Source organism: Algibacter luteus (assembly GCF_030344935.1).
Classification (GTDB): Bacteria; Bacteroidota; Bacteroidia; order Flavobacteriales; family Flavobacteriaceae; genus Arenitalea; species Arenitalea lutea.
In genome coordinates this window covers 1,458,715-1,485,323 of record NZ_CP128313.1, presented here as the reverse complement: position 1 = coordinate 1,485,323, position 26,609 = coordinate 1,458,715, and the positions used below count along the sequence as shown (strand labels likewise).

Below are 26,609 nucleotides of genomic sequence, written 5' to 3'. Positions count from 1 at the left end.
TGAAGGCATTATGAATAAGATTACCATATTAATACATTGTAAAGACCGACCTAAAATAATTGCATCTGTTACAAGTTTTATTGCAGAACAAGGCGGAAATATTGTTTATATTGACCAACATGTTGATCGAGAACAAGACATCTTTTTTATGCGATTAGAGAGTGAATTTAGTTCGGAATCATTTTCTACAGAACATTTTAAATCTGTTTTTGAAACTGGTTTAGCTAAAACATTTGAAATGAAATGGCGTATTTATTCTTCTGAAAAGAAACCTAAAATGGCTTTATTTGTATCAAAATATGACCATTGCTTATACGATCTACTTGGACGCTACAACTCAGGAGAACTCAATTTAGAAATACCTTTTATTATTAGCAATCATTTGGATTTAAAACCTATTGCAGACAGTTTTAATATTCCGTTTTATCATATACCAGTAACTAAAGAGTTAAAAGATGAAGCTGAAAACCAACAGCTGGAACTTCTAGAAAACCATAGAATAGATTTTATAGTACTTGCCAGATATATGCAAATAGTTTCTGGAAAATTAATTGATCAATACCCTAATAAAATCATCAACATTCATCATTCGTTCTTACCAGCGTTTGTTGGTGCCAAACCTTATCACTCTGCTTTTAAACGTGGTGTTAAAATTATTGGTGCCACAAGCCATTATGTTACAGAGGAGCTAGATGCTGGTCCTATTATCGAACAAGATGTTACAAGAGTATCACATTCTCATGCCATATCAGATTTAATTGCAAAAGGACGCGATTTAGAAAAGATAGTTCTCGCCAACGCAGTTAAACTGCACGCTAATAGAAAAGTAATGGTTTTTAATAATAAAACTGTGATCTTCTCCTAGTCCATTTATTTAAGATTCTTATTGCAAAAAATTAAAATTTACTCTTAACAAATGTTAATTTCTATTTTTTTTGTGTGACTTATTTATTTTATGTGTGTCTCACAATTGTGGAAATATTAACCCATTAACTAAATTTTAATTTTTATGAAAACAAAAGTATTTTTATGCCTAACTTTTTTATTAGGCTTAGGTTTTGCTCAAGCTCAAAACCTACCCTCGAACCCAGAACCAGGGAAGTGTTATGTAAAATGTATCACGAAAGATGAATTCAATGAAGTTACAGAAACTATTGAAGTATATCCTTCTTATACAAAATTAGAAGTTGTCCCTGCAACTTACAAAACTGTTGAAGATCGTGTATTAATTAAAGAAGCGTCTAAAAAATTCGTATATGTACCTGCTGTATATGAAACTGTTGATGTTCCTTATACTAAAAAAGATGGTAGAGGTGATTTAAAGGTTAGTCCTGCATCATTTGCTACTAACTCTAGAACTTTTGAGGTTTATCCTGAAACTTCTGGATGGGAATACAAAGAAACTGCATGTGATTCTCCAAACAAAGAGGACTGTATGGTTGCTTGTTATGTTGGGTACCCAGCTCAATTTAAAGATGTTAGCTTTACAACTTTAGCAAAAGATGCTACAGTAAGTAACTCACCAGTTGGAGAAGTAGGTGGAACTTACAAAAAACGTGTTGTTAAAACTCCAGCTACAATGACTGAGATTGAAATTCCTGCTGAATATGGAACTATCACTCGTCAAGTTGTTGCTAGTCCTGCAACTACAAGAAGTATAACTGTACCTGCAAAAACACAAACTATTACTAGAACTGTTTTAGCTAAAAAAGGTGGAATCACTACTTGGGAAGAAGTTGACTGTGGATTATTTGACGCTAACGTATTACCAATTTTCTATGAGTTAGGTAGCGCGCGTATTACTCCAGCTTCTAAGAAAACTATTGATGAAACTTTATTACCATTATTAAACAGTAAGCCTGTAAATATTGAATTAATGTCTCATACAGATGCTAGAGGTAATGATGATTTCAACATGTCTTTATCACAACAACGTGCTAATGCTGTTGTAAACTACTTAGTATCTAAAGGTATTAACAGAAGCCGTTTATCTGGTAGAGGATACGGAGAAACTAGATTAGTAAACCGTTGTTCTAATGGTGTAGAGTGCTCTGAAGCAGAACACCAAAAAAATAGAAGAACTGAATTTAGAGTATTAAAAAACAACTAATAGTTATAATTCAACACTATAATGAAAAAAGGCATCCAATTGGGTGCCTTTTTTTATTTATACAATCTTCTTAAGATATTAAGGTCTAGAAGATTTATCTTCCTCTTCTTGTTATTATATATTCAGGATATTGAGTAACCTTCTTTTCAATATCAATACCATAATTATCCTTCATTATAGACACCATTAAATCAAAATACTTATAATGAATATCCCAATCATGCTCTTGGTTTTCGACATTCGATGTTACGATTATCGGTGTTTCAAGTACATTAGAAAGCTGAAACTTAACTTGATTTAATGTAACATTATCTGCCTTAATTTCAGAATCACCAATTAAAAACTGCTGTGTATCCTTACCCCAATCGATTTGATTAGTATCCCAAAATGTTGGGTTCTTAATTTCAAAAACCAAAGCTTCTCCCTCAGTATATTTTCTGGACTCCTTCATTTTTAATGCCTTCAATATATATTTAGATTTATTATTAAACGCATCCGAATCAATTCTTAATTTAACCCGATACGAATCATTATTGGCATTAGTTAATTTAATTTGGCTTTTGTAACAATCTAGAGCATATGCCAAAATATCTTTTAAATTACCGGTTAACTCAATATAACTGTCATGTTTTACAATTTGTAATGTAGCATCCCAAGATTCATTTAAAGGAGATATCTCAATATCTTTTTTTAGCTCATCTTCCTTTTTAGCAACCGTTTTTTGATATGCTTGCGTTAGTATTATTTTATCTACTGCTATTTTATTGGGGTTATCTCTCAAAAACTTTTCTAAATGATTTGGCTTAAAATCGGCAGGATGACCTTCCCAAAGTTTCATACCATGTGCGTTGTATAAAATGCTGTAAGGTAAACTCTGTACTTTATTTTTGGAAAAAGTTTGTCCTTCGTAGTCGATTGCTGTAGCTAATCCATTTTGATGTTTAAGCATAAAACGTTTCACAACTTCCGGACTTTCTTGAGATAACGAAAGCACATAAAAATCATCAGCATATTGCTTTTGTAGCGATTCAATATATTTAGATGCATGAACACAAGGACCGCACCAGGTAGCCCAAAAATCTACAAAATAAAGCTTATTGTCTGTTTGAGTCGCAATGGATGATTGTTGAATATATTCAGAAACCTTTATTTGTCCGAAGATAAATGTCGAACTAAATAAGCATACTAAATAAAAAGATATCTTTTTAAATTTCATTATAATTTAAACTTTAACTTGATTAAATTGTCTTTGTATCAATTACATAACAAACATTGTGCTAAAATAGTATTTTATTAAATAAAAGTATAAACCTAAAAATTTTAAGAACTAAAATTTATCTTTGTTTCACATAAAACCCAAAATCATGACACGTAAATTATTAGCCTTATTTTTAATTCTTAACCTAACTGCCTGTGCAGAACTTCAACAAGTTGTCAATCAACTCCCGCAAGGAGGAACCCTTGGAAATTCTGATATTGCTGCTGGATTAAGACAAGCATTAGACTTTGGTATAGATAAACAGGTAACTAAACTAACCCAAACCGATGGATTTTTTAAAAATGAATTGGTTAAAATATTACTACCTGAAGAACTTCAGAAAGTCGATAAAACACTTCGAGATATTGGTTTAGATAATTTGGCAGACGAAGGTCTAAAAGTACTTAACAGAGCTGCGGAAGATGCCGTTAAAGAAGCTACTCCAATATTTGTGGATGCTGTAAAGGAAATTACTTTTGATGATGCTAAAAACATTCTATTAGGAGATAATGATGCTGCAACACAATACCTCACCGCAAAAACACAATTGGAGTTATACGCTAAATTCAACCCAGTAATTAAAAATTCTTTTGATAAAGTAGGTGCAGATGAAATTTGGAGTAATTTGATTAATAGATACAATAACATTCCTTTTACAAACAAGGTGAATCCAGATTTAACGGATTATGTAACTAGTGAAGCTTTAAAAGGGGTTTATACCATGATAGCTGTTGAAGAAAAAGATATTAGAACAAATATATCTTCAAGAACAACAGATTTACTCAAAAAAGTTTTCGCACTACAAGATTAGAGTAAAATGCCTTGTCTTATTGGACTAATTTTTCTCGTTTGAATTTTTTAAATAAAAAATGTATATTTAAATGATTGAAATTTAACTAAGTCATGCAAAACACGGATGTGATTCTTAAAAAGCAGGAAGAACTCAATATTAAATACAAAAAATTAGTTGAACAAGCTTATAATTTTAGACAAACAGATTCTGCATTAAGTGATATTTCAGAATACAAAGCAATAAAGCTTCTAAACAAACTTAATCGACTAAAATTTCTTGCTAGAGAACAATATCAATCTATTGCTTAAATTTATTTAATAATTCTTTAACTATTCCGTCACATCTAATTGGCTCATTTATACGTACTTTAAAGTATAAAAAAGAACGTATATGAACACACAATTTTGTAGAGTTGGAAAAATAAGACCCAACCTTAGTAAAGCAATCAGTTTAAAAGAATTAGAAAGACGAATAGCGAACTTTGTAGACGACACATCAAAAGTCTATTATTCTGAAGATTTAAAAAGTGCTTTTTAAAACTTTCATCGAAATATATTAAAATATCTAGCTAGTTTCGAAAGAGTATAGCTTAGATATTTATGGCTAAAACTCAATCAAATTAATTCTAATATTGAGCGCATTTCTTCCTGCAATTCTTGAGATTTTCTTGCAGCGGCCTGTGCAAAATCAGTATCGTTTGAAGCATAAATAATACCTCTTGAAGAATTTATAAGCAAACCGACATTATCGTTCATCCCGTATTTACAAACGTCTTGCAAATTTCCGCCTTGAGCGCCAACACCAGGAACCAATAAAAAACTATCAGGAATTATTTTTCTAATATCCGCTAGATATTCGGCCTTGGTAGCTCCAACTACATACATTAATTGCTCAGCATTTTTCCATTGTTTTGAAGTTTCCAATACCTGTTTGTACACTTCTTTTCCATCAATGGTTTTTGTCTGAAAATCAAAAGCACCTTGATTTGAAGTAAGGGCCAAAAGTATAGTGTGCTTATTTGTAAATGCTAAAAAAGGCTCGACGGAATCTTGACCCATGTAAGGTGCAACTGTTACAGAATCGAACGCAAGGTCTTCAAAAAATGCTTTAGCGTACATACTGCTTGTGTTACCAATATCACCACGTTTAGCATCGGCAATTGTAAATATTTCAGGATGATTATTATTAATGTAGTTAATAGTTTTTTCTAAAGACTGCCAACCTTTAATACCATAAGCTTCATAAAATGCCGTATTTGGTTTGTAGGCCACACATAAATGATGAGTGGCATCAATTATGGCTTTATTGAATTCGAAAATTGCATCCTCGGCTTCTAAAAGATGCTTTGGTATTTTATTTAAATCAACATCTAATCCTATGCATAAAAAGGATTTCTTTTTTTTGATTTCCTGAACGAGTTGTGCTGTTGTCACTTAGTTAGTTTTAAATTACGTCGCTATTTGCCTTTAACTTTTCGGTATTTTCAGCAAGCTGTAATTCGTCAATTATTTTTTGAATATCGCCATTTACTATATTACTCAAATCGTAAAGAGTTAAACCAATTCTATGGTCTGTTACACGACCTTGGGGATAGTTATACGTTCTAATTTTTGCACTTCTATCACCAGAAGACACCATACTACCACGTTTAGCTGCATCTTCTTCTTGCTTTTTAGCAAGTTCTAAATCGTATAATCGTGAGCGTAAAACTTTAAATGCCTTTTCTTTATTTTTATGTTGTGATTTTTGATCTTGACATTGAGCAACTAAACCGGTTGGAATATGCGTTAAACGCACCGCCGAATACGTGGTGTTTACCGATTGACCACCAGGACCAGAAGAACAGAAAAAATCAATTCTTACATCCTTCGGGTTTATTTCAACATCAAATTCTTCAGCTTCAGGAAAAACCATAACGGTAGCTGCACTAGTATGCACGCGACCTTGTGTTTCTGTTTGTGGTACGCGTTGAACACGATGCACTCCTGCTTCAAATTTTAATGTTCCGTAAACATCTTCACCAGTAACTTCAAACTGAATTTCCTTGAAGCCTCCATTGGTGCCTTCACTAAAATCTACAGTATCTACTTTCCAACCTTTACTTTCGCAATATTTAGTATACATTCTAAATAAATCACCTGCAAAAATACTTGCTTCATCACCACCTGTACCCGCACGTAATTCTACAACGGCATTTTTAGCATCTTCAGGATCTTTAGGTATTAATAACACTTTAATTTCTTCTTCTAAAGCTGAAATTCCTGATTTGGCTTCATCATATTGCATTTTAGCCATTTCAACCATTTCTGAATCGCTTCCATCAGAAATAATTTCTTCAGCTTCTGCTAAATTATTGGTAAGTTCTATGTATTTCTCGCGTTTATCCATAAGAATTCGCAAGTCTTTATATTCCCTATTTAGCTCAACATATCGCTTTTTATCTGATATAATATCTGGTTGGATAATTAAATCGCTAACCTCATCAAAACGTTGCTTTACTATCTGTAATTTCTTTAACATCTGCCTTTTATAATTGGACACCAAAAATACGATAATTTATCAATTTTCAATGATTAGTCAGGGTTGTAATTGGTAAAATAAAAAATAATATCTCGTATAAATCGTTATTAATGATACTCATGCAGCAACTATTATCCATATTGATGTTTTACAGACCATTTATTATTTGGTCTTTAATACTAAACATGTTGTTTTCTTTTATAAAGTTAGACATCATCGTAATTCTTATAGTTAAATTGCTTTTAGTGCTTTCATTATGGCATTTATTGAATGAATCTCGTGCCAAACGTAAACTAAATCTCTACAAAAATTTAGGCATAACAACTTTAAAATTGTTCTCATTTATTTTTATTATTGACGCGGTATTTTCGCTTCCCTTTTTAATCATATTACAAGAGTTTATATAATTGAAGTTGCCTTTTGAATAATAAAAAAAGGAAACCAATGGGCTTCCTTTTTTAAAAATCTATTTTATTCTAATATTAACCGCACTTTGAAGAACCGCAATCTTTACAAGTTAAACAACCTTCTTGGTAAATTAAATTTTCAGATTTGCAATTATCGCAAGCTTGTCCTTTGGCCTTTGTACCATCTGCAACATAACGCTTCAATGCTCTTACTACACCATTTTTCCATGTATTGATAGATTCACTATCTAATTGTAAACTGTTAATTAAATCTACAATTTTATCAATTGGCATACCGTGACGCAGCGTGCTTGAAATGAGTTTTGCATAATTCCAAAACTCTGGATTAAATTTATGCGACAACCCTTCTATAGTTGTTTTATAACCTCGGGTGTTTTTGTATTGAAAATCGTATCTGGTACTACCATCCTCATCTTTATTTTTAATGATTACACCTTTATTAACCCAACGCGGAATTAAGATTCCATCTTCATCATCAGCTAGTCCAGTAAACACTTCATAAGGCTTCTCATCTATTAACCCTATGAAGGCAATCCACTTTTCTTTACTGTTCTGAAAACGAACCACATCGGCTTCTAAAACTTGCGGACGCTTAATTGGGAACGCCGTTAGCGTTGTATCTGCTTTTTCTTCTTTATTATCTTCATTAGAAATTAATACTCCTGAACGCGAACCATCTCTATAAACGGTAACGCCTTTACAACCTACTTCCCATGCTTTTAAGTACAACTCGCCAACTAAATCTTCTGAAACATCATTTGGTAAATTGATAGTTACACTAATGGAGTGATCTACCCATTTTTGAATAGCACCTTGCATGCTCACTTTACTTAACCAATCGACATCATTGGAAGTCGCTTTATAGTAAGGCGATTTTTTTATTAGCTTATCAATTTCAGTTTGAGAAAAGTTTTTCGTAGTATCAATGCCTTGCACTTCCATCCATTGTTTGAAACGATGATGAAAAACAACATATTCTTCCCAAGAATCTCCTACTTCATCAACAAAATCAACACGTGCGTCATTATCGTTAGGATTTACTTTTCTTCTTCTTTTATATACAGGCATAAACACCGGTTCAATTCCCGAAGTTGTTTGTGTCATTAAACTTGTTGTTCCTGTTGGAGCGATAGTTAACAAGGCAATATTTCGTCTGCCATATTCCAACATTTCATAATAGAGTTGACTATCGGCTTCTTTTAACCTATTTATAAAAGGATTATTTTTTTCACGCTCTACATCAAAAATCGAAAATGCACCACGATCTTTAGCTAAATGCACAGATGCTCTATAAGCTTCAATTGCAATTGTTTTATGAACTTCTAATGAAAATGCATTACCTGCTTTACTTCCATACTGAATACCTAAAGCTGCCAACATATCGCCTTCTGCCGTAATACCAACTCCCGTTCTTCTTCCTTCTTCAGCTTTACGCTGAATGTTTAACCATAAATTACGTTCGGTAGCTTTAACTTCGTCTAATTCTGGGTCTTGGTCAATTTTTTTAATGATATTATCGATTTTTTCAAGTTCTAAATCAATGATATCATCCATAATACGTTGTGCTGCCGCAACGTGTTTTTTAAATAATTCAAAATTGAATGCTGCTTTATCTGTAAACGGATTTTCTACATAAGAAAACAAGTTTATAGCTAACAATCTACATGAATCATATGGACACAAAGGGATTTCTCCGCAAGGGTTAGTAGACACGGTTTTATAACCTAAATCAGCATAACAATCTGGAACTGATTCGTTGATTATAGTATCCCAAAATAAAATTCCGGGTTCTGCAGATTTCCATGCATTATGAACTATTTTTTTCCATAAAGTATTTGCTTTTATAGTTTTAGAAACTTTTGGGTTTTCACTGAAGACTGGATATTTCTGAATGTAATCTGAGTCGTTTTTAACAGCTTTCATAAACTCATCATCAATTCTTACTGAAACGTTCGCACCAGTTACTTTACCTTGCTCTAATTTGGCATTGATAAAATCTTCGGAATCTGGATGATTAATTGAAACTGAAAGCATAAGTGCACCTCGTCTTCCATCTTGCGCTACTTCTCTTGTAGAATTTGAATAACGCTCCATAAAAGGCACAATACCTGTAGAGGTTAATGCCGAATTTTTTACGGCTGATCCTTTAGGTCTGATATGTGACAAATCGTGACCAACACCACCACGGCGCTTCATAAGCTGAACTTGTTCTTGGTCAATTTTCATGATGCCACCGTAAGAATCAGAATTTCCATCATTACCAATAACAAAACAATTGGATAGTGACCCAATTTGATAAGGATTTCCTATTCCGGCCATTGGGCTTCCTTGAGGAACTATATATTTAAAATCTTTAATAAGATCAAATATTTCTTTTTCAGACATCGGATTTGCATACTTTTTCTCGACTCTAGCAATTTCTTTTGCTATGCGAGTATGCATATCGTTAGGCGTTAATTCGTAAATGTTCCCTTCCGAATCTTTTAAAGCGTATTTGTTTAACCAAACACGGGCGGCTAATTCATCATTTTTAAAATATTTGAGGGAGGCTTCAAATGCACTGTCAGTGCTGTAAGTTTTGGCTGTTTTTTGGGCAAGTTCAGTGTTCATTAATACATTCAAGGTTTTAAGGTTAATACAGATTAATTAATTCTATAAAGAAACCCTAAATGTACAACATAAAATATGACAAAAGTCATAAAGTTTACCAACAAAACGACTTAAGTAACTGATTTATAGTGTTTTGATAATTTATCAACATAAAAAAGTTAACAAATTTTTCAATAAAGTTGTGATTTATTTTTTTAGAAATCTAGAGCAAAACCAACTCCTAAAAACTGTTTCCATTGCACTTTAGCCCCAGCTTCATCAAACTCCCCCTCTATCTCGGTAGGTGTTTGTATTTTAACATCGTCGTCATATCTAATATGAGAACCAAGTGTGGCTCGAACAAACGAGTTCACTTTAAAATCGAAATCTATTCTCCAATCAATATCTAGATTTCCGAAGTTATTTATATAATCTGAATAAAGACTTAATTGATTTTTAACGTTTATATTTTCTGCAAGCTCCATTTGATAACTATTGGTTACCAAAACTCCTACTTCCCGCCTTATTTGTTCGCCAGGAACAAGCACATTGCCTTCATCATCGAAAATCGCAGGCGTAACACCAAATGATCCAGCATTTGCTAAATCTTCATCTAAAACAAAAGTGGCTTTTAAAGTTAATGGAGAAAAGTAAAATGATAGTTGTTCAATTCGTTTACCATATTCCATACCAACACCTAAAAACAAGTAGCCTGGAGCCATTAATCTAGAAATTGGCTCATCAGTATTTGGATATTTATAACCGTTGGTAAGTTGAGTTCTGAAATTTAGTCTTGCGGAGTAAAACCAATTTGATAAACTATCTGGTTTATACCCCATATTCGAGTTTAACTCAAATAAATCGTCGGTTTTTCTAAGCTCACGTGATTGCTGTTTATTAATACCGTAACTAATGGATGCGTTATTTTTCCAATTGAAGAATTTATCACTATAATTTAAGGCAGATCTTAAACCAACTAAAGCAGAAATTGAATTACTACCACCAGAATTCCAGTTAGTAAATGAAACTTGATTGATATCTGCTGATACATTATTCTTTTGTTTCCATTGTGGCCCTGTGTATTTTTCTTTTTTAACTTTTATGTAAAGCGTATCTGGTTGCGCAAAGACAAAATTAACAAATAGACATACTAAAATTAAAATGGTGTTTTTCATGGTTGTTAGGTTGATTTTAAAATCAGTTTTTGCCTCAAAAACTATTCCACAGTAAATTAAATTTTAAGAATTTTAGTAACTAAACTCACCAAACTCTGATTTTATTGTAAGCTTCTTAACTTTTGAAGCCTCAACTCTACCTATAATTTTAGCATTTACATTAAAAGACTTCGATATTTCAATGATGCTTTCCGCCACTTCAGGTGATACATATAATTCCATGCGGTGTCCGCAATTAAAGACTTGATACATTTCCTTCCAATCGGTTTTTGATTGCTCTTGAATCAATTTAAATAATGGTGGAATTGGAAACATATTATCTTTTACAATATGAAACTCATCAACAAAATGAAGAATTTTAGTTTGTGCACCACCAGAACAATGTACCATACCATGAATAGATTCACTGTTATATTTAGATAAAATGGCTTTTATTATTGGCGCATACGTTCGAGTAGGCGATAGCACTAATTTACCAGCATCAAGCGGTGAATCATTAACACTATCTGTTAGTTTCACACCTCCAGAATACACTAAATCTTCTGGAACTGACGCGTCAAAACTTTCAGGGTATTTTTTTGCTAGATATTTACTGAACACATCATGTCGTGCAGATGTTAAACCGTTACTTCCCATACCTCCATTATATTCCTTCTCATAAGTGGCTTGCCCGAAACTCTCTAAACCAACAATAACATCGCCAGCTTTGATATTTGCATTATCGATAACCTCGCTTCGTTTCATTCTTGCGGTTACGGTAGAATCAACAATAATGGTTCTAACCAAATCGCCAACATCGGCAGTTTCACCACCTGTAGAATGAATAGTTACACCGAACGATTTTAAATCATCGAGCAATTCTTCAGTACCGTTAATAATAGCAGAAAGTACTTCGCCTGGAATTAAATTTTTATTTCTTCCTATGGTTGATGATAACATGATATTATCAGTTGCCCCAACACATAACAGGTCGTCGATATTCATGATTAACGCATCTTGAGCAATACCTTTCCAAACAGAAATATCGCCAGTTTCTTTCCAATACATGTAAGCTAAAGAAGATTTTGTCCCTGCACCATCGGCATGCATGATTAGGCAATAATCGTCATCATTAGTTAAATAATCTGGAACTATTTTGCAGAATGCTTTAGGAAACAATCCTTTATCAATGTTCTTAATGGCATTATGCACATCTTCTTTTGATGCTGATACACCGCGTTGCGCATATCGTTTTGAAACTTCTTGACTCATAAAAATATAATATGGTGCAAAGGTAATTCTTTGTATTAAAACTTAAGTGGTTTTTTAATCCAGTTTTACTAACAGGTTTTAAACTAAAACAAATTTCATTTTGTAAAAATTTTCAATTAAATTCGTTTATTTAATTAAAAATAACGCATCTGAGTTTTTAATTGCCAACTAATAATGAAGGGGAAAATATTTGCTATTTGGATTGTCTTTTTATTACTAACATTACTAAGTTGTTCTGATTCTGACTCAAAAATTGAATATTTCCCTGACTATGATAAAGTCGAACAGTTTAAAATGGTTTGGGTTGGCGCCGAAAAAGAATACAATTCAAATATAAGATATCGTTTTGATACTAATAACAACTACACATCTTTTAGTACTGGTAGTCTTTTTGCAGAAAAATTTAGCGAGCCGGATAGTTTAGTGATTGATGATTATTTTACGAATTTAACAAATCTCTACATAACAAGAAGATGTATTAAATTTAATCATGAGCATTTTGTCATATATAGATTTGATAGCAAAATGAAATTTATTGAACACAAATCAATAATTCATTTTAACCAAAATAAAGTCATTACAAAAATTCAAACCTTTATTTCTTCAGATAAAGATTCTCTTGGGTTTCTCGAGGGGCATAAAATTATTTTTTCTCATAACGATCAAGAAAATCTAATCAAAATAGAAGAGTTTACAAACGAAAACCCATCGCCAGTAAGAAACACCAATACAAACTGGAGAAAAGGATCTATTTATGAAAATTTTGAATTCTTAGACCATTCATTTCCCAGCTTATTACTTAGTAAACAATATTATTATGTTCTACCCCAAGAGCTATTTGTTATACTCTACAACAAAGGTTTTCGATTTTCTAAAAAAGGAATTACAAGTTTTTACCGAAACTATATAGATTATAATGGCAATTTAAGTCCTTACAGTTATTCTTTAGAAATCAGAAAACAGAATGAATTCCAGTATGAAGTTAAATCCTTCGATAACAATTCAAAATATAGTAAGTATGATTATTTAGTTTCATTTAAAGCTTTAGAATGAATCAGAACCTAGTTTTCAAGCGAATTTAATTTTACACTTTTATCTCTTTTTCTGAGAAAAACATTATTTATTAAAAATATCAAGAAGCCATTTGAACTTAAACTCCAAAATAGTCACCTCAACTGACTAATGAAAAACTATCTTGTAAACAACATTTCACGGTACTTGGTTAGAGGCCAAATTTCGTCGTCGATTAACAATTCTAACTTGTCGCAATGATAACGAATATCATCAAATAATGGTTTAACCTGATTGCAATAAGCATGTGCCTTTTTATCAATGTCTTTCATATCGTTTGCCACTTTTCTCGCGTCAATCATTTTATTTACATTAATGTTAATGCCTTCTATATGATTTGAAATTTCTTCAATAAGATTGATTTGCTCCTTAGACACACTGTTGTACTTTTCTTCAAATATCTCCTTCAATCCGCGTACGTTTTCAACCAATATATTTTGATATTTCACAGCAGTTGGTACGATATGATTTCTTGCAATATCACCTAACACTCGGCTTTCAATTTGCACATGCATGATGTAAGCTTCAACCTCAATTTCGTAACGAGCTTCAGTTTCGGTTTTACTCATTACTTTCATGTCTTCAAACAAAGCAATACTTTCTTTTGAAATTTTAGCTTTTAAGGCTTCGGGCGTGGTTTTGTTATTACTTAATCCACGCTTTTTCGCTTCTTTTTCCCATTCTTTTCCATAACCGTTTCCTTCAAATAAGATAGCTCTCGAAGATTTAATATATTCTCTTAGTACATTAAAAACGGCTTCGTCTTTCTTTAAGTCTTTTTTCGCTATTAAGGTATCAACCTCTTTTTTGAAGTCTTTTAGTTGTTTAGCAACGATGGTGTTTAAAACCGTCATCGGGTTACCGCAATTTGCAAGCGACCCCACAGCTCTAAACTCAAACTTATTTCCTGTAAAGGCGAAAGGCGATGTACGATTTCTATCAGTATTGTCAAGAAGTACATCAGGAATTTTACCTACTACATTTAATTTTAATTCGGTTTTTTCTTCTGGCGATAATTTACCTTTGGTTACACCTTCTAACTCCTCTAAAACCTTTGTTAATTGGTCTCCAATAAACACCGACATAATTGCTGGCGGCGCTTCGTTAGCTCCCAATCTATGATCGTTACTTGCAGAAGCAATCGATGCTCGCAGAAGAGCTTCGTAGGTATGTACTGCTTTAATGGTATTAATGAAAAATGTCAAAAACTGCAGATTACTCATTGGGGTCTTTCCGGGTGCCAATAAATTCACACCGGTATCTGTTGACAATGACCAATTGTTATGCTTACCAGAACCATTTACACCTGCAAACGGTTTTTCATGAAGCAACACTTTAAAATTATGTCGTGAAGCGACGCGTCCCATAATATCCATAAGTAAAGCGTTATGATCGACAGCTAAATTGGCTTCTTCAAATATTGGAGCCAATTCAAATTGATTCGGAGCCACCTCATTATGTCTTGTTTTAACCGGAATACCAAGAAGCATACATTCGGTTTCTAATTCACGCATAAAGTTAAGAGCTCTGTTAGGAATAGATCCAAAGTAATGATCATCTAATTGTTGTCCCTTGGCTGAAGAATGTCCTAATAAGGTTCTGCCCGTTAAGGAAATATCTGGACGACTGGCCGCCATTAATTTATCTATTAAAAAGTATTCTTGTTCCCAACCTAAAGATGAAGTTACTTTTTTTACGTTTTTATCAAAATATTTACACACAGCTGTTGCCGCTGAATCTACAGCTTGTAAGGCTCTTAAAAGTGGTGTTTTATAATCTAAAGCCTCTCCTGTATAAGCTACGAAAATGGTTGGAATACAAAGCGTTGTACCATATATAAAAGCTGGTGATGTTGGATCCCAAGCGGTATATCCTCTTGCTTCAAATGTATTCCGAATACCTCCACTTGGAAAACTAGACGCATCTGGTTCCTGTTGTACCAATTGATTACCTCCAAATTTCTCAATAGCCATTCCGCCTTCTATAGTTTCAAAAAAGGCGTCATGTTTTTCTGCAGTCGCACCCGTTAAAGGCTGAAACCAATGCGTATAATGGGTTACGCCCTTAGATAAGGCCCAATCTTTCATAGATGAAGCCACCTGGTCGGCAATTGATCTTTTAATTTTGGTACCATCCTGAATGGCACTCATTACACCAAGAAAAGCGTCTTTTGTTAAATACTGACGCATCGTGTTCTCATTAAATACATTTTTTCCAAAAATCTCTGAACGCTTCAAAGATTCTTCAATAGGAATAGGTTTATGAGCGAATGATTCTTTTAAAGCATGAAATCGTAATGTTGACATGGGCGTATTAATTTGATTCAATTAGAATTACAAAATTAACTATAGCGATTGAATCCTGAAACACCTAGTTAACAATTTTTCAATATTTATATAATATACTATGCTTTTTTTAAAATAAACCCCAAAAAAATAGGGTATAAATAAAAATAACTCAGGTTTTCACATTAACACCCCCTCAAATATGCAGTGTCTCAATAAAAATATATATTTGTTGAAACAATATTAATTTCTCATTTTAAAATATTATGGCAAAAATTAAATTAGAATACATTTGGTTAGACGGGTATTTCCCAACTCAAAATTTGAGAAGTAAAACTAAAGTAGAAGAGCATGAAAACTTTAAAGGAACTATTGAAGAATTAGACAATTGGTCTTTTGACGGATCTTCAACTAGACAAGCGGAGGGCGGATCTTCTGATTGTATCCTTAAACCAGTTGCTATTTTTCCAGATCCGGAGCGCGTTAACGGTTATTTAGTTATGACTGAAGTTTTAAATGCTGATGGAACACCTCACGTATCAAACGGAAGAGCAACTATTGATGATGATGATAATGATTTCTGGTTTGGTTTTGAGCAAGAATATTTCATAATGGATACTGCTACTCAATTACCATTAGGTTTCCCTGTAGGAGGATATCCTGCGCCACAAGGAATGTACTACTGTTCTGTTGGTGGTAAAAACACACATGGTAGAGATTTAGTTGAAGAGCACGCTGATCTATGTATTGCTGCTGGATTAAACTTTGAAGGTATTAACCAAGAGGTTGCTTGTGGACAATGGGAATTCCAACTATTCGCAAAAGGTGCTAAATTAGCTGGTGACGAAATGTGGGTTGCTAGATATTTATTAGATAGATTGACTGAAAAATATGGATACTACATTGATTACCATCCAAAACCACTTGGAAAAGATATGGATTGGAATGGTTCTGGTATGCACGCTAACTTCTCTAACACGACTTTAAGAACTTGTGGTTCTAAAGAAGTTTACGAGAAAATATGTGAAGCTTTCCGCCCTGTAGTGAAAGAACACATTGCTGTTTATGGTGAGTTTAACGATCAACGTTTAACTGGTTTACACGAAACAGCTGCTATTACTGATTTCTCTTATGGAGTATCTGACCGTGGAGCTTCAATAAGAATTCCAATTATTACTGTTGAAAAAGGATGGAAAGGATGGTTAGAAGACAGAAGACCTGCTTCTAATGGTGACCCTTATAAAATTGCAGGACGTATTATTAAAACTGTTAAATCTGCAAAAGTTTAATAATATTAGTTTTGTTCATAAAAAAAAGCGCTTACAGTTGTAAGCGCTTTTTTTTTTATAAATAACTTTAAGAGGGTCTTTAATTGAATTTGTATTTAAAACACCTAACTTAGTGATTCACAAACACATTAAACTAACTAACCTCTAATGTTATGAAACTATTTCAATATCTTTTTATAGCACTCTTATTAATGGGGTGCGAAACTAAAATAGCCACAAAAAATACATCATCTGAAGATTTAAAAAATTGGGCATTTCCGTATTTTGAAAAAGTTGATAGCTTAAACCCTATTTTAAGTCCAACCTCGGATTTAAAATTTTTAGACCCTATTACAAACAATACGGTAAATTGGGAAGAACGCAATGTGCTTAACCCAACAGCAATTGTAAAAGACAATAAAGTTTATTTATTATACAGAGCACAAGACTCTTTGGGAACTTCCCGAATTGGTTTGGCTATAAGTGAAGACGGTTTGCATTTCGATAAAATGCCAGAACCTATTTTCTATCCTGATACCGATGCTATGAAAATTTACGAATGGAATTATAAAAAAGATTCGACTGCGCAAACAAATTCTGAAGACTGTTATTTCTGTTATTTTGATGGTGTTGAAGACCCTAGAATTGTAGAGAGCGATACTGGAGAATATTTTATGACCTACACATCATACGATGGAAAAACGGCTCGCTTGAGTATCGCATCATCAAAAGATTTAGCAACATGGGTAAAACATGGTTTGGTTTTAAAAGATGAAAAATATAAAGATTTATGGTCTAAAGCTGGTGCCATAGTAAGTGAATTACAAGGCAATAAAATGGTTGCAAAAAAAATTGATGGCAAATACTGGATGTATTTTGGCGATACTAATATTTTTATGGCATATTCTGAAGACCTTATAAATTGGGAAGTCGCTGAAAACTCGGAATCTAAAAAAATGATTTCAGTACTACACCCAAGAATGGGCTATTTTGATAGCAGATTAGTTGAACCTGGACCTTATGCGTTAATTACAGACGATGGCATTCTGTTGATTTATAATGGTAGTAATGCCGAAAATTTTAACGATACGAGTTTACCGAAATTTACTTATGCTGCAGGACAAGCCTTGTTTGATAAAAACGCACCTTTTAAACTAATTGATAGAACGGATAAGCATTTTATTCACCCAGATAAAGATTATGAAAAAGTGGGCGAAGTGAATGAAGTATGTTTTGTTGAAGGTTTAGTTTATTTTAATAACCAATGGTTTTTATATTATGGTACTGCAGATTCTAAAATTGCAGTTGCCGTATATAAAGATTAAAAGATTTAAAATTTGCCTTTGGTAAATACCAGAAACATAAAAACACCGTAACAAATTACTAGAAAGAATCCTTCGAGTCGCCCTATTTGTAATCGTTTGGGTAAAAATATTAATGGAATTAAGACTGCTGAAAAACCAAGCATCCAAAAAATATCGCTTGAAAGAATTTGTGGTTCTGTTACTGGAATTGGCTTAACTAAGGCTGTTAATCCTAAAACGGAACCTATATTAAATATATTTGAGCCAATTAAATTTCCTAAAGAAATAGCTTTCTCCTTTTTAGCTGCGGCTATTACCGATGCTGCTAATTCTGGAACACTGGTGCCAATTGCAATTAAAGAAACGCCTATTACGGCTTCACTTACTCCTACAGAACGCGCGATTTCTTTAGAACCTTCTACCAACCATTCGCTACCAAAATATAACGCCACCGCACCAATTAATAACCATAGTGCAATTTTAAAATTTGATATAGTAGAAAGTGCTTCGTCAACTTCTTCTACAACCAAATCCTTTTTTGCACTTTTAATAAGAATGACTAAAAATAAAAGAAGGCCGATGAAAAGTATAGCTCCTTCTGATGCCGATAGCAGGTTGTCGTTTTTTAAAAAATAATAAAGTACTATTGAAAAAACCATCATTACTGGCCAATTTAGCTTGTAAAACGATTTATCGACAGCTATAGCACCTACCAAAGCAGTAATTCCCAGAACTAAACCGATATTAGCAATATTTGATCCTACAACATTATTTATGGCTATTGCAGGTGAACCTGAAAGTGCTGCTTGTAAACTAACTAATAACTCGGGTGCAGACGTGGCAAAAGATACCACCGTCATACCAATAACCATTCTAGAGATATTAAATTTAAATGATAATGCTACCGAAGATCTAACAAGATACTCACCTCCTACGACTAGCAAAATAAAACCAAGGATTACCCAAAGGATACTCATAAATAAAATTTTTGCGAAGATAATACAAGAATTTACGAATTACGATTTTTGAATTATGATTTTCAAATTGGAGTTGAAAACTTAAAATTTAGTTAAATAACTACTAACATAGTTGTATAACTATAAAAATAGTTATAGGTTTGTAATGCGTTAGGGATTGCAGTGGTTAGCTTTTGGCGAGGCGAGCATCGAGCCAAAACTAGTAACGAAAAGCCCGACCCTTGTGGTAACCTGCCTGCCGGCAGGCAGGCGCCCAAATTAAAACACATAAGTTTACGCTTGTACCGACTTAAAAACACATGAATTAATGGAAAAATTAACCAATAAGGAAGAGGAAATTATGCACATTTTATGGAAGTTAGAAAAGGCTTTTGTAAAAGATGTACTTGCAGAAATAAAAGATGACAAACCACATTATAACACGCTTTCTACAATTATTAGAAATTTAGAAGACAAAGGTTATGTGGCTTACAACGCTTATGGTAAAACACACCAGTACTACCCTATTGTGAAAAAGGAAGATTATAGAAAACGATTTATGAATATGGCCATAGATAATTATTTTAATAATTCGTATAAAAATGTGGTGTCGTTTTTTGCTAAGGAAGAAAAAATAAGTATTGAGGACTTAAAGGAGATTATTAAACTAATTGAAAAAGAAGCCTAATCATGGAACATATTATTAAAGCCAGTGCCATTATAGCTATATTATACTTGTTTTACAAACTACTGTTACAGCGAGAAACATTCTTTAAGTCTAACCGATGGTTTTTGTTAATAGGACTGTTAGTTGCTTTAACTGTACCTTTGATTGTTATTCCGGTATACGTTGAGTATACACCTGTTAATGTAACCAATTACGCTTTTATTGATGTTACGCCTGCTACGACAGATTCGGGATTGAGCTTAATAGATTATACCATATTTGCCTATGTATTGGGGATGGTCTTGTTTTTTACGCGATTCTTAATTCAAATGTCTTCTTTAGCACGAGTTATAGCAGGAAATGATAAAGAGAAAATTGGCGAATACACTTTTGTAAAAACAGCTGAGGACGTGTCTCCCTTCTCATTCTTTAATTGGATTGTTTACAATCCAGATCAATTTGATCAAGCAGAGTTAAATCAGATAATAGCACACGAAAAGGTTCATGCAAAACAATACCACAGTATTGATATTTTACTTACACATTTGGCATGTATTGCGCTTTGGTTTAATCCGTTTATATGGCTTTATGCCAAAGATTTAAAACAAAATTTAGAGTTTTTAGCTGATAATGATACCGTTAATAATACGGTATGCAAAAAAACGTATCAATATACCTTGCTTAAAACGAGTGTGCCAACTCATCAATTGGCCTTAAGCAATAATTTCTATAATTCATTAATCAAAAAACGAATCGTTATGTTACAAAAATCAAAATCAAAAAACATTAAAAAAATTAAGTATGCCCTTGTTGTTCCTTTAATAGCTCTATTTCTTATGAGTTTTAATACGAAGGAAATTTATATTGAAAAGACAGAACCTGTTGTGAACATGATGCCCAATACGATTCTAGGTAATTTAGAACCGTTTGAAACTTCAACTGCGCTTGGAAACGAAATGGTAATCGTTAAGCCATCAGCTATTAGCAATGGTATAGATGCACGAAAAGAATTAGAAGTATTTATTATTACAAAAACCACAACCGACGCCGAATTAGATAAAATAGCGAAAACCGCCAAATCGAAAGGTGTTACATTAAAGTTTAAAGGTTTGAGTCGTAATGCAGAAGGTGAAATAACTGCCATTAAAATTGAAGCTTCTGGAAAAGACTCGAACGCCAATTTTAACTTAAACTCTGATGAAGCCATTGCACCTATTAAAATAGCTTTTGGTAAAAACGGGAAAAACATTTCTATTGGCAATGCAGATATTAAAAGAGAAATAATCTCTTATGTTATAAAAGATGGCGATACTGTTAGCCACAAAATTCGTAGAACAGGAAGTGGCACTAATGCTATTTTTATTTCTGATGAGGACGAAGTTTATGAATTAAATAATGATTCTATTCATTTTATAACTAAAGATAAGGGAGAAAACACCTTTAAAAAACGCATTAAGGTTGTTGAAATTAACGAAAACAGTGATGAAGACGATATTATTGAAGTGATAGTAGATAATGACGACATCAACAAAGAAGAAGACATTATAATTGTTAAAGGCAATGAATCAAACGGGAAATCTTATAAAATAAAAACATTAGGAAAAGGTGAAGGTAAAAACAAGTTTGTTTTAAAAACTGAAGATGGTGAGGAACCTTTATACATTATTGATGGTAAAGTTGTAGATTCAAAAACGTTTAAAGCATTAGATAATGATGATATTAAAACTATAAACGTGATTAAAGGAGATTCCGCCATTAAAAAACATGGTAAACCGGCTGAACATGGTGTTGTTGAAATTACTACCAAAAAATAAAAGTATCATTTTAGTTTAAAATTCAAAGGCACTCCTACGAGTGTCTTTTTTTGTTTTAATTATCCTAAAAAAGATGAATTCTTTAAAATATTGAATTTTTACAACCAAAAACCCCTAGGGTTTTAAAAAACAGTACAAAACACCTCTATATTTATAACATAATTTTACTTTTTTAATATAATTTGTTATTAATTGAAACTTCTACAAAGGGGGTCACTATAATATTAAAACTAATTTTATTTTATTAATTACAAATCTATATCCAAATTCATCGATTTTTGCTTAAACGTTTGGTGGACATATCTTGAAATCTATATCTTCAAAAAACATTCAAAAAAATAATCTAATTAATAATCTTCTAAATTTTAAAAACTATGATTGCACTTGCCAAAATTATCATTAGTGTGATATTATTTCTAATCGCACTTATTTAATCAAAATGCTGTAAAACTTAGTCTAGAATAAGTTTTACTATTTTTGCATTAAAACAGACAGCAACGTGAAAAAGCAAGTTTTTAAAATATTAGCAAAGGTTAACAAACTCATCTTACCGAGTTATTCCAAAAAACAATTAGATTTAGCTAAAGCCACTAAAATACAAATAGCAATTATAGGCTGGAGATGGTTTGTAACCAGAAATGCATTAAATTGATAGGTAAAATTTGCATTTTGGCTTAAATTTTGTTTTTTAAATGATTGGTATATTACATTTGTACAATAATTAAAAAAAGCCCCACAAATCGAACACTCATGGTTAAACATATTTATCCATTAATATTATTTTTAAGCTTCACCATAAACCTATTTGCTCAAGAAGAAGCCAAAATTGCTACCAAATTCGCTCAAGATGGTGCGCTTTATGCCACTGAAGCATCAAATTCTGAAACTATTGCTGAATTTAAAGAGAACGAAAGATGTATCGTAACTAGCTACTTAGGCAGTTATACCTACAAAGTAAAATATAAAGACCTTGTTGGCTTTGTAAAAGATCAATATCTCTTTGTGAATGAGCAAATGATGGATTTATATTTCGATCATGAAGAAGCTCAAAGAATAAAAGCTATTGCCGAAAGGAAAGAAAGACAAAGAAAATTAGACGAAATAGCGAATAAAGCCAATGCAGAAAAAGCTTTAATCGAACAACGAAAGAAAGATTCAATTGCAGCAATTGAAGCTGAAGCCAATAGAATACTGGTGGAGAAAAAACGTAATGACTCCATTGCTAAGGCTAAAGTTGAAGCTGAAAGACTTTTAGCCTTACAAAAACGTAACGACTCCATTGCAAAAGCGAAAGCCGAAGAAGAACGCCTGCGTTTAGTGCAAGCCAAAAAAGATTCTTTGGCCCGAGTAGCTTTAGAACAAAAAAGACTTCTAGAAGAAAAACGAAAACAAGATTCAATCGCTAAAGCAAAAGCGGAAGCCCAAGCTGAAGCTGAAAGACTTTTAGCCTTACAAAAACGTAACGACTCCATTGCAAAAGCTAAAGCCGAAGAAGAACGACTGCGTTTAGTGCAAGCCAAAAAAGATTCTTTGGCCCGAGTAGCTTTAGAACAAAAAAGACTTCTAGAAGAAAAACGAAAACAAGATTCAATCGCTAAAGCAAAAGCGGAAGCCCAAGCTGAAGCTGAAAGACTTTTAGCCTTACAAAAACGTAACGACTCCATTGCAAAAGCGAAAGCCGAAGAAGAACGACTGCGTTTAGTGCAAGCCAAAAAAGATTCTTTGGCCCGAGTAGCTTTAGAACAAAAAAGACTTCTAGAAGAAAAACGAAAACAAGATTCAATCGCTAAAGCAAAAGCGGAAGCCCAAGCTGAAGCTGAAAGACTTTTAGCCTTACAAAAACGTAACGACTCCATTGCAAAAGCGAAAGCCGAAGAAGAACGCCTGCGTTTAGAACAAGCCAAAAAAGATTCTTTAGCCCAAGTAGCTTTAGAACAAAAAAGACTTCTAGAAGAAAAGCAAAAGCAAGACTCTATCGCCAAAGCAAAAGCTGAGGCTCAAGCTGAAGCTGAAAGACTCCTTACATTACAAAAGCGTAACGACTCCATTGCAAAAGCCAAAGCCGAAGAAGAACGACTGCGTTTAGCGCAAGTCAAAAAAGATTCTTTAGCCCAAGTAGCTTTAGAACAAAAAAGACGATTAGAAGAAAAGCAAAAGCAAGACTCTATCGCCAAAGCAAAAGCTGAGGCTCAAGCCGAAGCAGAAAGACTCCTTGCGTTGCAAAAACGTAACGACTCTATAATAAAAGCTAAAGCCGAAGAAGAACGCCTGCGTTTGGAACAAGCCAAAAAAGATTCTTTAGCCCAAGTAGGTTTAGAACAAAAAAGACGATTAGAAGAAAAGCAAAAACAAGATTCTATCGCTAAAGCAAAAGCTGAGGCTCAAGCCGAAGCAGAAAGACTCCTTACGTTGCAAAAACGTAACGACTCTATAATAAAAGCTAAAGCCGAAGAAGAACGCCTGCGTTTGGAACAAGCCAAAAAAGATTCTATTGCCAAAGCTGAAGCAGAAGCAGAAAAGCTAATAGCACTGCGAAAACGTAACGACTCTATAATTAAAGCAGAAAAAGAAGCACAAGAGAAAGCACTGGAGCTACTAAGAAAAAGAAACGACTCTGTTGCCAAAGTTCAAGCAGCACAAAAAGCATTGGACGAAAGAAAAAAGCAAGAAGCGATTGCCAAAGCTGAAGTAGAAAGGCAAAAAGAACTCGAGCTTCTTAGAAAAAGAAACGACTCCGTTGCAAAAGCGCAAGCACAACAAAAAGCATTAGCAGCAGCTCAGGAACAAAATAAGTTGAATCAGAGTCAAGAGGCACAAGCAAAACTACTTCTAGAGAAAAGAATTAAAGATTCTGTCGCCCAAGCAATAGAAAAGGAACGTAAAGAATTACAAAAGCTTAAAAGACAAAACGATTCTATCGCTCAAGTTTTACAACAAGAACGCTTAGCATTAGAAAGAATAAGAAACAACACAAATAACGCAACTGAAAATCAAAAGATCGCTTCTAAATCTGCTGAAGAAGAACGTAAACAAAAGGCCTTGTTAGAAAGGATGAAGTTTAGAGACTCTTGTCATTACCAGATTAATGAATATGATAAATTCTATAACATCACAACTATAAGAACTGAGCCTTATACCTTAGGTAAAAATCTAACAGTAGAGCTTTACAAACAAGGTAGAAAAACAGACATCTTTTTCAATCTAACAGATGATTTAGGTTGCGCCACATATTTACCAAACCAAAGATCTAGCGTACGTGTAACCCTAGAAAACGATCGTACCATAGCATTTTATCATTCTTGGGATATCGAATGCGGAGAAGTATTTCTTTTCAAAGCAAGATTATCCGATACACATATAGAAATATTAAAAACTGCTCCCATAAAATCTATTGAACTTCGCGGAACCGAAGACATTAAAATCATTCCTTTTATAGAATACAAAGAGTTCTTTATGGATAAGCTAAAATGTATAGAATAGCGAATAAAAAAAAGCGAGTTTCAAAATTGAAACTCGCTTTTAAATACTTTTTCTCTAGTAATATTTTTGTGACCATGGCAGGATTCAAACCTGCAACCTCTTGAGCCGTAATCAAGTGCGCTATTCAGTTGCGCCACATGGCCTTTTTTCGTGGGTGCAAATATACATTTTTTATTAAAACTCCACCAAACAATTTCTTTCAATTTTTTTAAATTCATTACTTTTGAATATGAATTCAAACGTACTACAAAATAAATTCAATTCTATTTTTGATGAAGCGCTCCTCAACGAAATAGATACTGTTGGTAAATTAGTTTCTTTTAAAAAGGATGACATCATCATAGATATCAACCAACCACTAACGCACATTCCTATTCTTCTAAATGGAAACATCAAAATACTCCGTGAAGACGAAGGTGGTAACGAGCTCCTTATCTATTTTTTAGAAGCTGGCGAAACCTGCACCATGTCCCTTACCTGTTGTATGGGTACCACAAAAAGTAAGATTAGAGCGGTTGCTGAACAAGACTCAACCCTAATTATGATTCCTGTTCAAAACATGCAAAAATGGTTTCATAACAATGAGAGCTGGAGAAATTTCATCATTCAAAGCTACCAAACCCGATTCGATGAAATGCTAGAAGCCATAGATAGTATAGCATTCTTAAAAATGGACGAGCGCCTCTACAACTATCTCATAAACAAAACTAAACTGCATGCGTCAAAAACCTTAGTTGTAAAACATTTAGACATCGCTGAAGACTTACATACTTCGCGCGTGGTTATTTCAAGACTGTTAAAGCAACTCGAAAACGAAAACAAAATCAAACTCAGCAGAAACAAAATAGAAATATTGTAAACCGTTATTAGGGCGCCTGCCTGCCGGCAGGCAGGTTACCACAAGGGTCGGGCTTTACACTTCAAGTCCTCGCTTCGTACCTCAGCTGTGGGCTTTCCATTTCAATCCCTAACGCGGTCAAGACCTATGGTTCAAACACTTTACGTATCTTTCGGCATTAATAAGTAACAAATATTACATAACTTAAATTCGACTAATTTAAATTCGCAGAAATTCATGGACTTACAATTCATTTTAAATCCATGGCCTTGGTATGTTTCAGGGCCATTAATTGCCTTTGTTATGGCACTTCTACTCTACTTTGGTAAAACTTTCGGCATGTCATCAAACCTTAGCACCATGTGCTCAATGGCTGGAGCTGGTAAATTCTCAGATTTTTTCAATGTTAATTGGAAAGATAAACTCTGGAATTTAACTGTTGTTCTAGGATCTATAATTGGGGGTTTTATTGCTGTACAATTTTTATCCAATGACAGCGGAACCAATTTAAACCCTACTACCATTGGAGAACTAGAAAAAATGGGGTTTAATAATCCAGGAAAAAGCCTAGTACCAAACGAACTTTTTGGTTTAGAAAATTTAAACTCACCAAGTACACTCTTATTATTGGTAGTTGGTGGCCTTTTGGTAGGTTTCGGTACGCGCTATGCCGCTGGCTGTACTTCAGGTCATGCTATTTCTGGTTTAAGTAGTTTACAAAAACCATCTTTAATTGCTGTAATAGGTTTTTTTATAGGCGGTTTAGTCATGGCAAATTTTTTATTACCTCTAATATTTTAAA

General features: G+C 33.3%; 23 protein-coding genes and 1 tRNA gene. 15 read left to right on the top strand and 9 right to left on the bottom strand.

Going from position 1 to position 26,609, the window contains the following annotated elements; translation table 11 throughout:
• The first annotated feature begins 10 nt into the window (after nucleotides 1-10).
• Nucleotides 11-865 carry a formyltetrahydrofolate deformylase gene (gene purU / locus O5O44_RS06305; protein ID WP_289196194.1) on the top strand — a complete coding sequence of 285 codons (855 nt, stop codon included), beginning with the start codon at nucleotides 11-13 and terminating at the stop codon, nucleotides 863-865.
• A 144-nt stretch (nucleotides 866-1,009) separates the two neighbouring features.
• Nucleotides 1,010-2,110, top strand: coding sequence for an OmpA family protein (locus O5O44_RS06300; RefSeq protein ID WP_289196193.1), 1,101 nt, complete (start codon nucleotides 1,010-1,012; stop codon nucleotides 2,108-2,110).
• Between the two features lie 94 nt (nucleotides 2,111-2,204).
• Here the strand turns inward: O5O44_RS06300 and O5O44_RS06295 are convergent, their stop codons facing one another.
• Entirely contained in the window at nucleotides 2,205-3,326 is a 1,122-nt protein-coding gene (locus O5O44_RS06295; protein ID WP_289196192.1) for a TlpA family protein disulfide reductase, read from the bottom strand.
• A 148-nt stretch (nucleotides 3,327-3,474) separates the two neighbouring features.
• On the opposite strand from O5O44_RS06295, the gene O5O44_RS06290 reads away from it, so the two are divergent.
• The 3 genes from O5O44_RS06290 to O5O44_RS06280 all read left to right on the top strand — a co-directional run bounded on the left by O5O44_RS06290 (nucleotide 3,475) and on the right by O5O44_RS06280 (nucleotide 4,698).
• Nucleotides 3,475-4,179: a DUF4197 domain-containing protein gene (locus tag O5O44_RS06290; protein ID WP_289196191.1), complete on the top strand. Its 705-nt coding sequence runs from the start codon at nucleotides 3,475-3,477 to the stop codon at nucleotides 4,177-4,179.
• Between the two features lie 92 nt (nucleotides 4,180-4,271).
• The gene (locus O5O44_RS06285) at nucleotides 4,272-4,469 is read left to right on the top strand and encodes a Lacal_2735 family protein (protein ID WP_289196190.1); all 198 of its coding nucleotides are present in this window, start codon (nucleotides 4,272-4,274) and stop codon (nucleotides 4,467-4,469) included.
• Between the two features lie 82 nt (nucleotides 4,470-4,551).
• The gene (locus O5O44_RS06280) at nucleotides 4,552-4,698 is read left to right on the top strand and encodes a hypothetical protein (protein ID WP_019388087.1); all 147 of its coding nucleotides are present in this window, start codon (nucleotides 4,552-4,554) and stop codon (nucleotides 4,696-4,698) included.
• Between the two features lie 77 nt (nucleotides 4,699-4,775).
• Here O5O44_RS06280 and pyrF read toward each other — a convergent pair whose 3' ends face one another.
• Together pyrF and prfA are read right to left on the bottom strand one after the other, a co-directional pair.
• Nucleotides 4,776-5,594, bottom strand: coding sequence for an orotidine-5'-phosphate decarboxylase (pyrF, locus tag O5O44_RS06275; protein WP_289196189.1), 819 nt, complete (start codon nucleotides 5,592-5,594; stop codon nucleotides 4,776-4,778).
• Nucleotides 5,595-5,604: 10 nt separating this feature from the next.
• The gene (gene prfA / locus O5O44_RS06270; RefSeq protein ID WP_289196188.1) at nucleotides 5,605-6,681 is read right to left on the bottom strand and encodes a peptide chain release factor 1; all 1,077 of its coding nucleotides are present in this window, start codon (nucleotides 6,679-6,681) and stop codon (nucleotides 5,605-5,607) included.
• Nucleotides 6,682-6,800: 119 nt separating this feature from the next.
• On the opposite strand from prfA, the gene O5O44_RS06265 reads away from it, so the two are divergent.
• Entirely contained in the window at nucleotides 6,801-7,088 is a 288-nt protein-coding gene (locus tag O5O44_RS06265; RefSeq protein ID WP_289196187.1) for a hypothetical protein, read from the top strand.
• Nucleotides 7,089-7,163: 75 nt separating this feature from the next.
• Here O5O44_RS06265 and O5O44_RS06260 read toward each other — a convergent pair whose 3' ends face one another.
• From O5O44_RS06260 to O5O44_RS06250, 3 genes are all read right to left on the bottom strand, one after another.
• Nucleotides 7,164-9,719, bottom strand: coding sequence for an adenosylcobalamin-dependent ribonucleoside-diphosphate reductase (locus O5O44_RS06260; protein WP_289196186.1), 2,556 nt, complete (start codon nucleotides 9,717-9,719; stop codon nucleotides 7,164-7,166).
• Nucleotides 9,720-9,913: 194 nt separating this feature from the next.
• Nucleotides 9,914-10,873: a DUF3078 domain-containing protein gene (locus O5O44_RS06255; RefSeq protein ID WP_019388083.1), complete on the bottom strand. Its 960-nt coding sequence runs from the start codon at nucleotides 10,871-10,873 to the stop codon at nucleotides 9,914-9,916.
• A gap of 72 nt (nucleotides 10,874-10,945) precedes the next feature.
• Nucleotides 10,946-12,124: an AIR synthase related protein gene (locus O5O44_RS06250; protein WP_289196185.1), complete on the bottom strand. Its 1,179-nt coding sequence runs from the start codon at nucleotides 12,122-12,124 to the stop codon at nucleotides 10,946-10,948.
• Nucleotides 12,125-12,298: 174 nt separating this feature from the next.
• Between O5O44_RS06250 and O5O44_RS06245 the strand changes: the two genes are divergently transcribed.
• Nucleotides 12,299-13,177, top strand: a complete 879-nt coding sequence (locus O5O44_RS06245; protein ID WP_289196184.1) for a hypothetical protein — start codon at nucleotides 12,299-12,301, stop codon at nucleotides 13,175-13,177.
• Nucleotides 13,178-13,314: 137 nt separating this feature from the next.
• Here the strand turns inward: O5O44_RS06245 and O5O44_RS06240 are convergent, their stop codons facing one another.
• Nucleotides 13,315-15,501 (bottom strand): glutamine synthetase III family protein, encoded by a 2,187-nt coding sequence (locus O5O44_RS06240; protein ID WP_289196183.1) that lies wholly within the window; start codon nucleotides 15,499-15,501, stop codon nucleotides 13,315-13,317.
• 245 nt (nucleotides 15,502-15,746) lie between these two features.
• On the opposite strand from O5O44_RS06240, the gene O5O44_RS06235 reads away from it, so the two are divergent.
• Together O5O44_RS06235 and O5O44_RS06230 are read left to right on the top strand one after the other, a co-directional pair.
• A complete protein-coding gene (locus O5O44_RS06235; RefSeq protein WP_019388079.1) occupies nucleotides 15,747-16,769 on the top strand; it encodes a glutamine synthetase beta-grasp domain-containing protein in 1,023 nt (340 codons plus the stop codon).
• 152 nt (nucleotides 16,770-16,921) lie between these two features.
• Nucleotides 16,922-18,073 carry a glycoside hydrolase family 130 protein gene (locus O5O44_RS06230; RefSeq protein WP_289196182.1) on the top strand — a complete coding sequence of 384 codons (1,152 nt, stop codon included), beginning with the start codon at nucleotides 16,922-16,924 and terminating at the stop codon, nucleotides 18,071-18,073.
• A 5-nt stretch (nucleotides 18,074-18,078) separates the two neighbouring features.
• Here the strand turns inward: O5O44_RS06230 and O5O44_RS06225 are convergent, their stop codons facing one another.
• Entirely contained in the window at nucleotides 18,079-19,029 is a 951-nt protein-coding gene (locus O5O44_RS06225; RefSeq protein ID WP_289196181.1) for a calcium/sodium antiporter, read from the bottom strand.
• A gap of 307 nt (nucleotides 19,030-19,336) precedes the next feature.
• Here O5O44_RS06225 and O5O44_RS06220 point away from each other — a divergent pair, with 307 nt between their 5' ends.
• The 4 genes from O5O44_RS06220 to O5O44_RS06205 all read left to right on the top strand — a co-directional run bounded on the left by O5O44_RS06220 (nucleotide 19,337) and on the right by O5O44_RS06205 (nucleotide 24,969).
• Complete coding sequence (locus O5O44_RS06220; RefSeq protein ID WP_289196180.1) at nucleotides 19,337-19,696, top strand: BlaI/MecI/CopY family transcriptional regulator; 360 nt, start codon at nucleotides 19,337-19,339, stop codon at nucleotides 19,694-19,696.
• Nucleotides 19,697-19,698: 2 nt separating this feature from the next.
• The gene (locus O5O44_RS06215; protein WP_289196179.1) at nucleotides 19,699-21,489 is read left to right on the top strand and encodes a M56 family metallopeptidase; all 1,791 of its coding nucleotides are present in this window, start codon (nucleotides 19,699-19,701) and stop codon (nucleotides 21,487-21,489) included.
• Nucleotides 21,490-21,988: 499 nt separating this feature from the next.
• Entirely contained in the window at nucleotides 21,989-22,141 is a 153-nt protein-coding gene (locus tag O5O44_RS06210; protein WP_289196178.1) for an SsrA-binding protein, read from the top strand.
• Nucleotides 22,142-22,239: 98 nt separating this feature from the next.
• Nucleotides 22,240-24,969, top strand: coding sequence for a hypothetical protein (locus tag O5O44_RS06205; RefSeq protein ID WP_289196177.1), 2,730 nt, complete (start codon nucleotides 22,240-22,242; stop codon nucleotides 24,967-24,969).
• A gap of 69 nt (nucleotides 24,970-25,038) precedes the next feature.
• Here the strand turns inward: O5O44_RS06205 and O5O44_RS06200 are convergent.
• A tRNA-Arg gene (locus O5O44_RS06200) sits at nucleotides 25,039-25,112 on the bottom strand.
• A gap of 86 nt (nucleotides 25,113-25,198) precedes the next feature.
• Between O5O44_RS06200 and O5O44_RS06195 the strand changes: the two genes are divergently transcribed.
• Entirely contained in the window at nucleotides 25,199-25,828 is a 630-nt protein-coding gene (locus O5O44_RS06195; RefSeq protein ID WP_019388796.1) for a Crp/Fnr family transcriptional regulator, read from the top strand.
• 216 nt (nucleotides 25,829-26,044) lie between these two features.
• Nucleotides 26,045-26,608, top strand: a complete 564-nt coding sequence (locus O5O44_RS06190; protein WP_019388795.1) for a YeeE/YedE family protein — start codon at nucleotides 26,045-26,047, stop codon at nucleotides 26,606-26,608.
• Nucleotide 26,609: the final 1 nt, after the last annotated feature.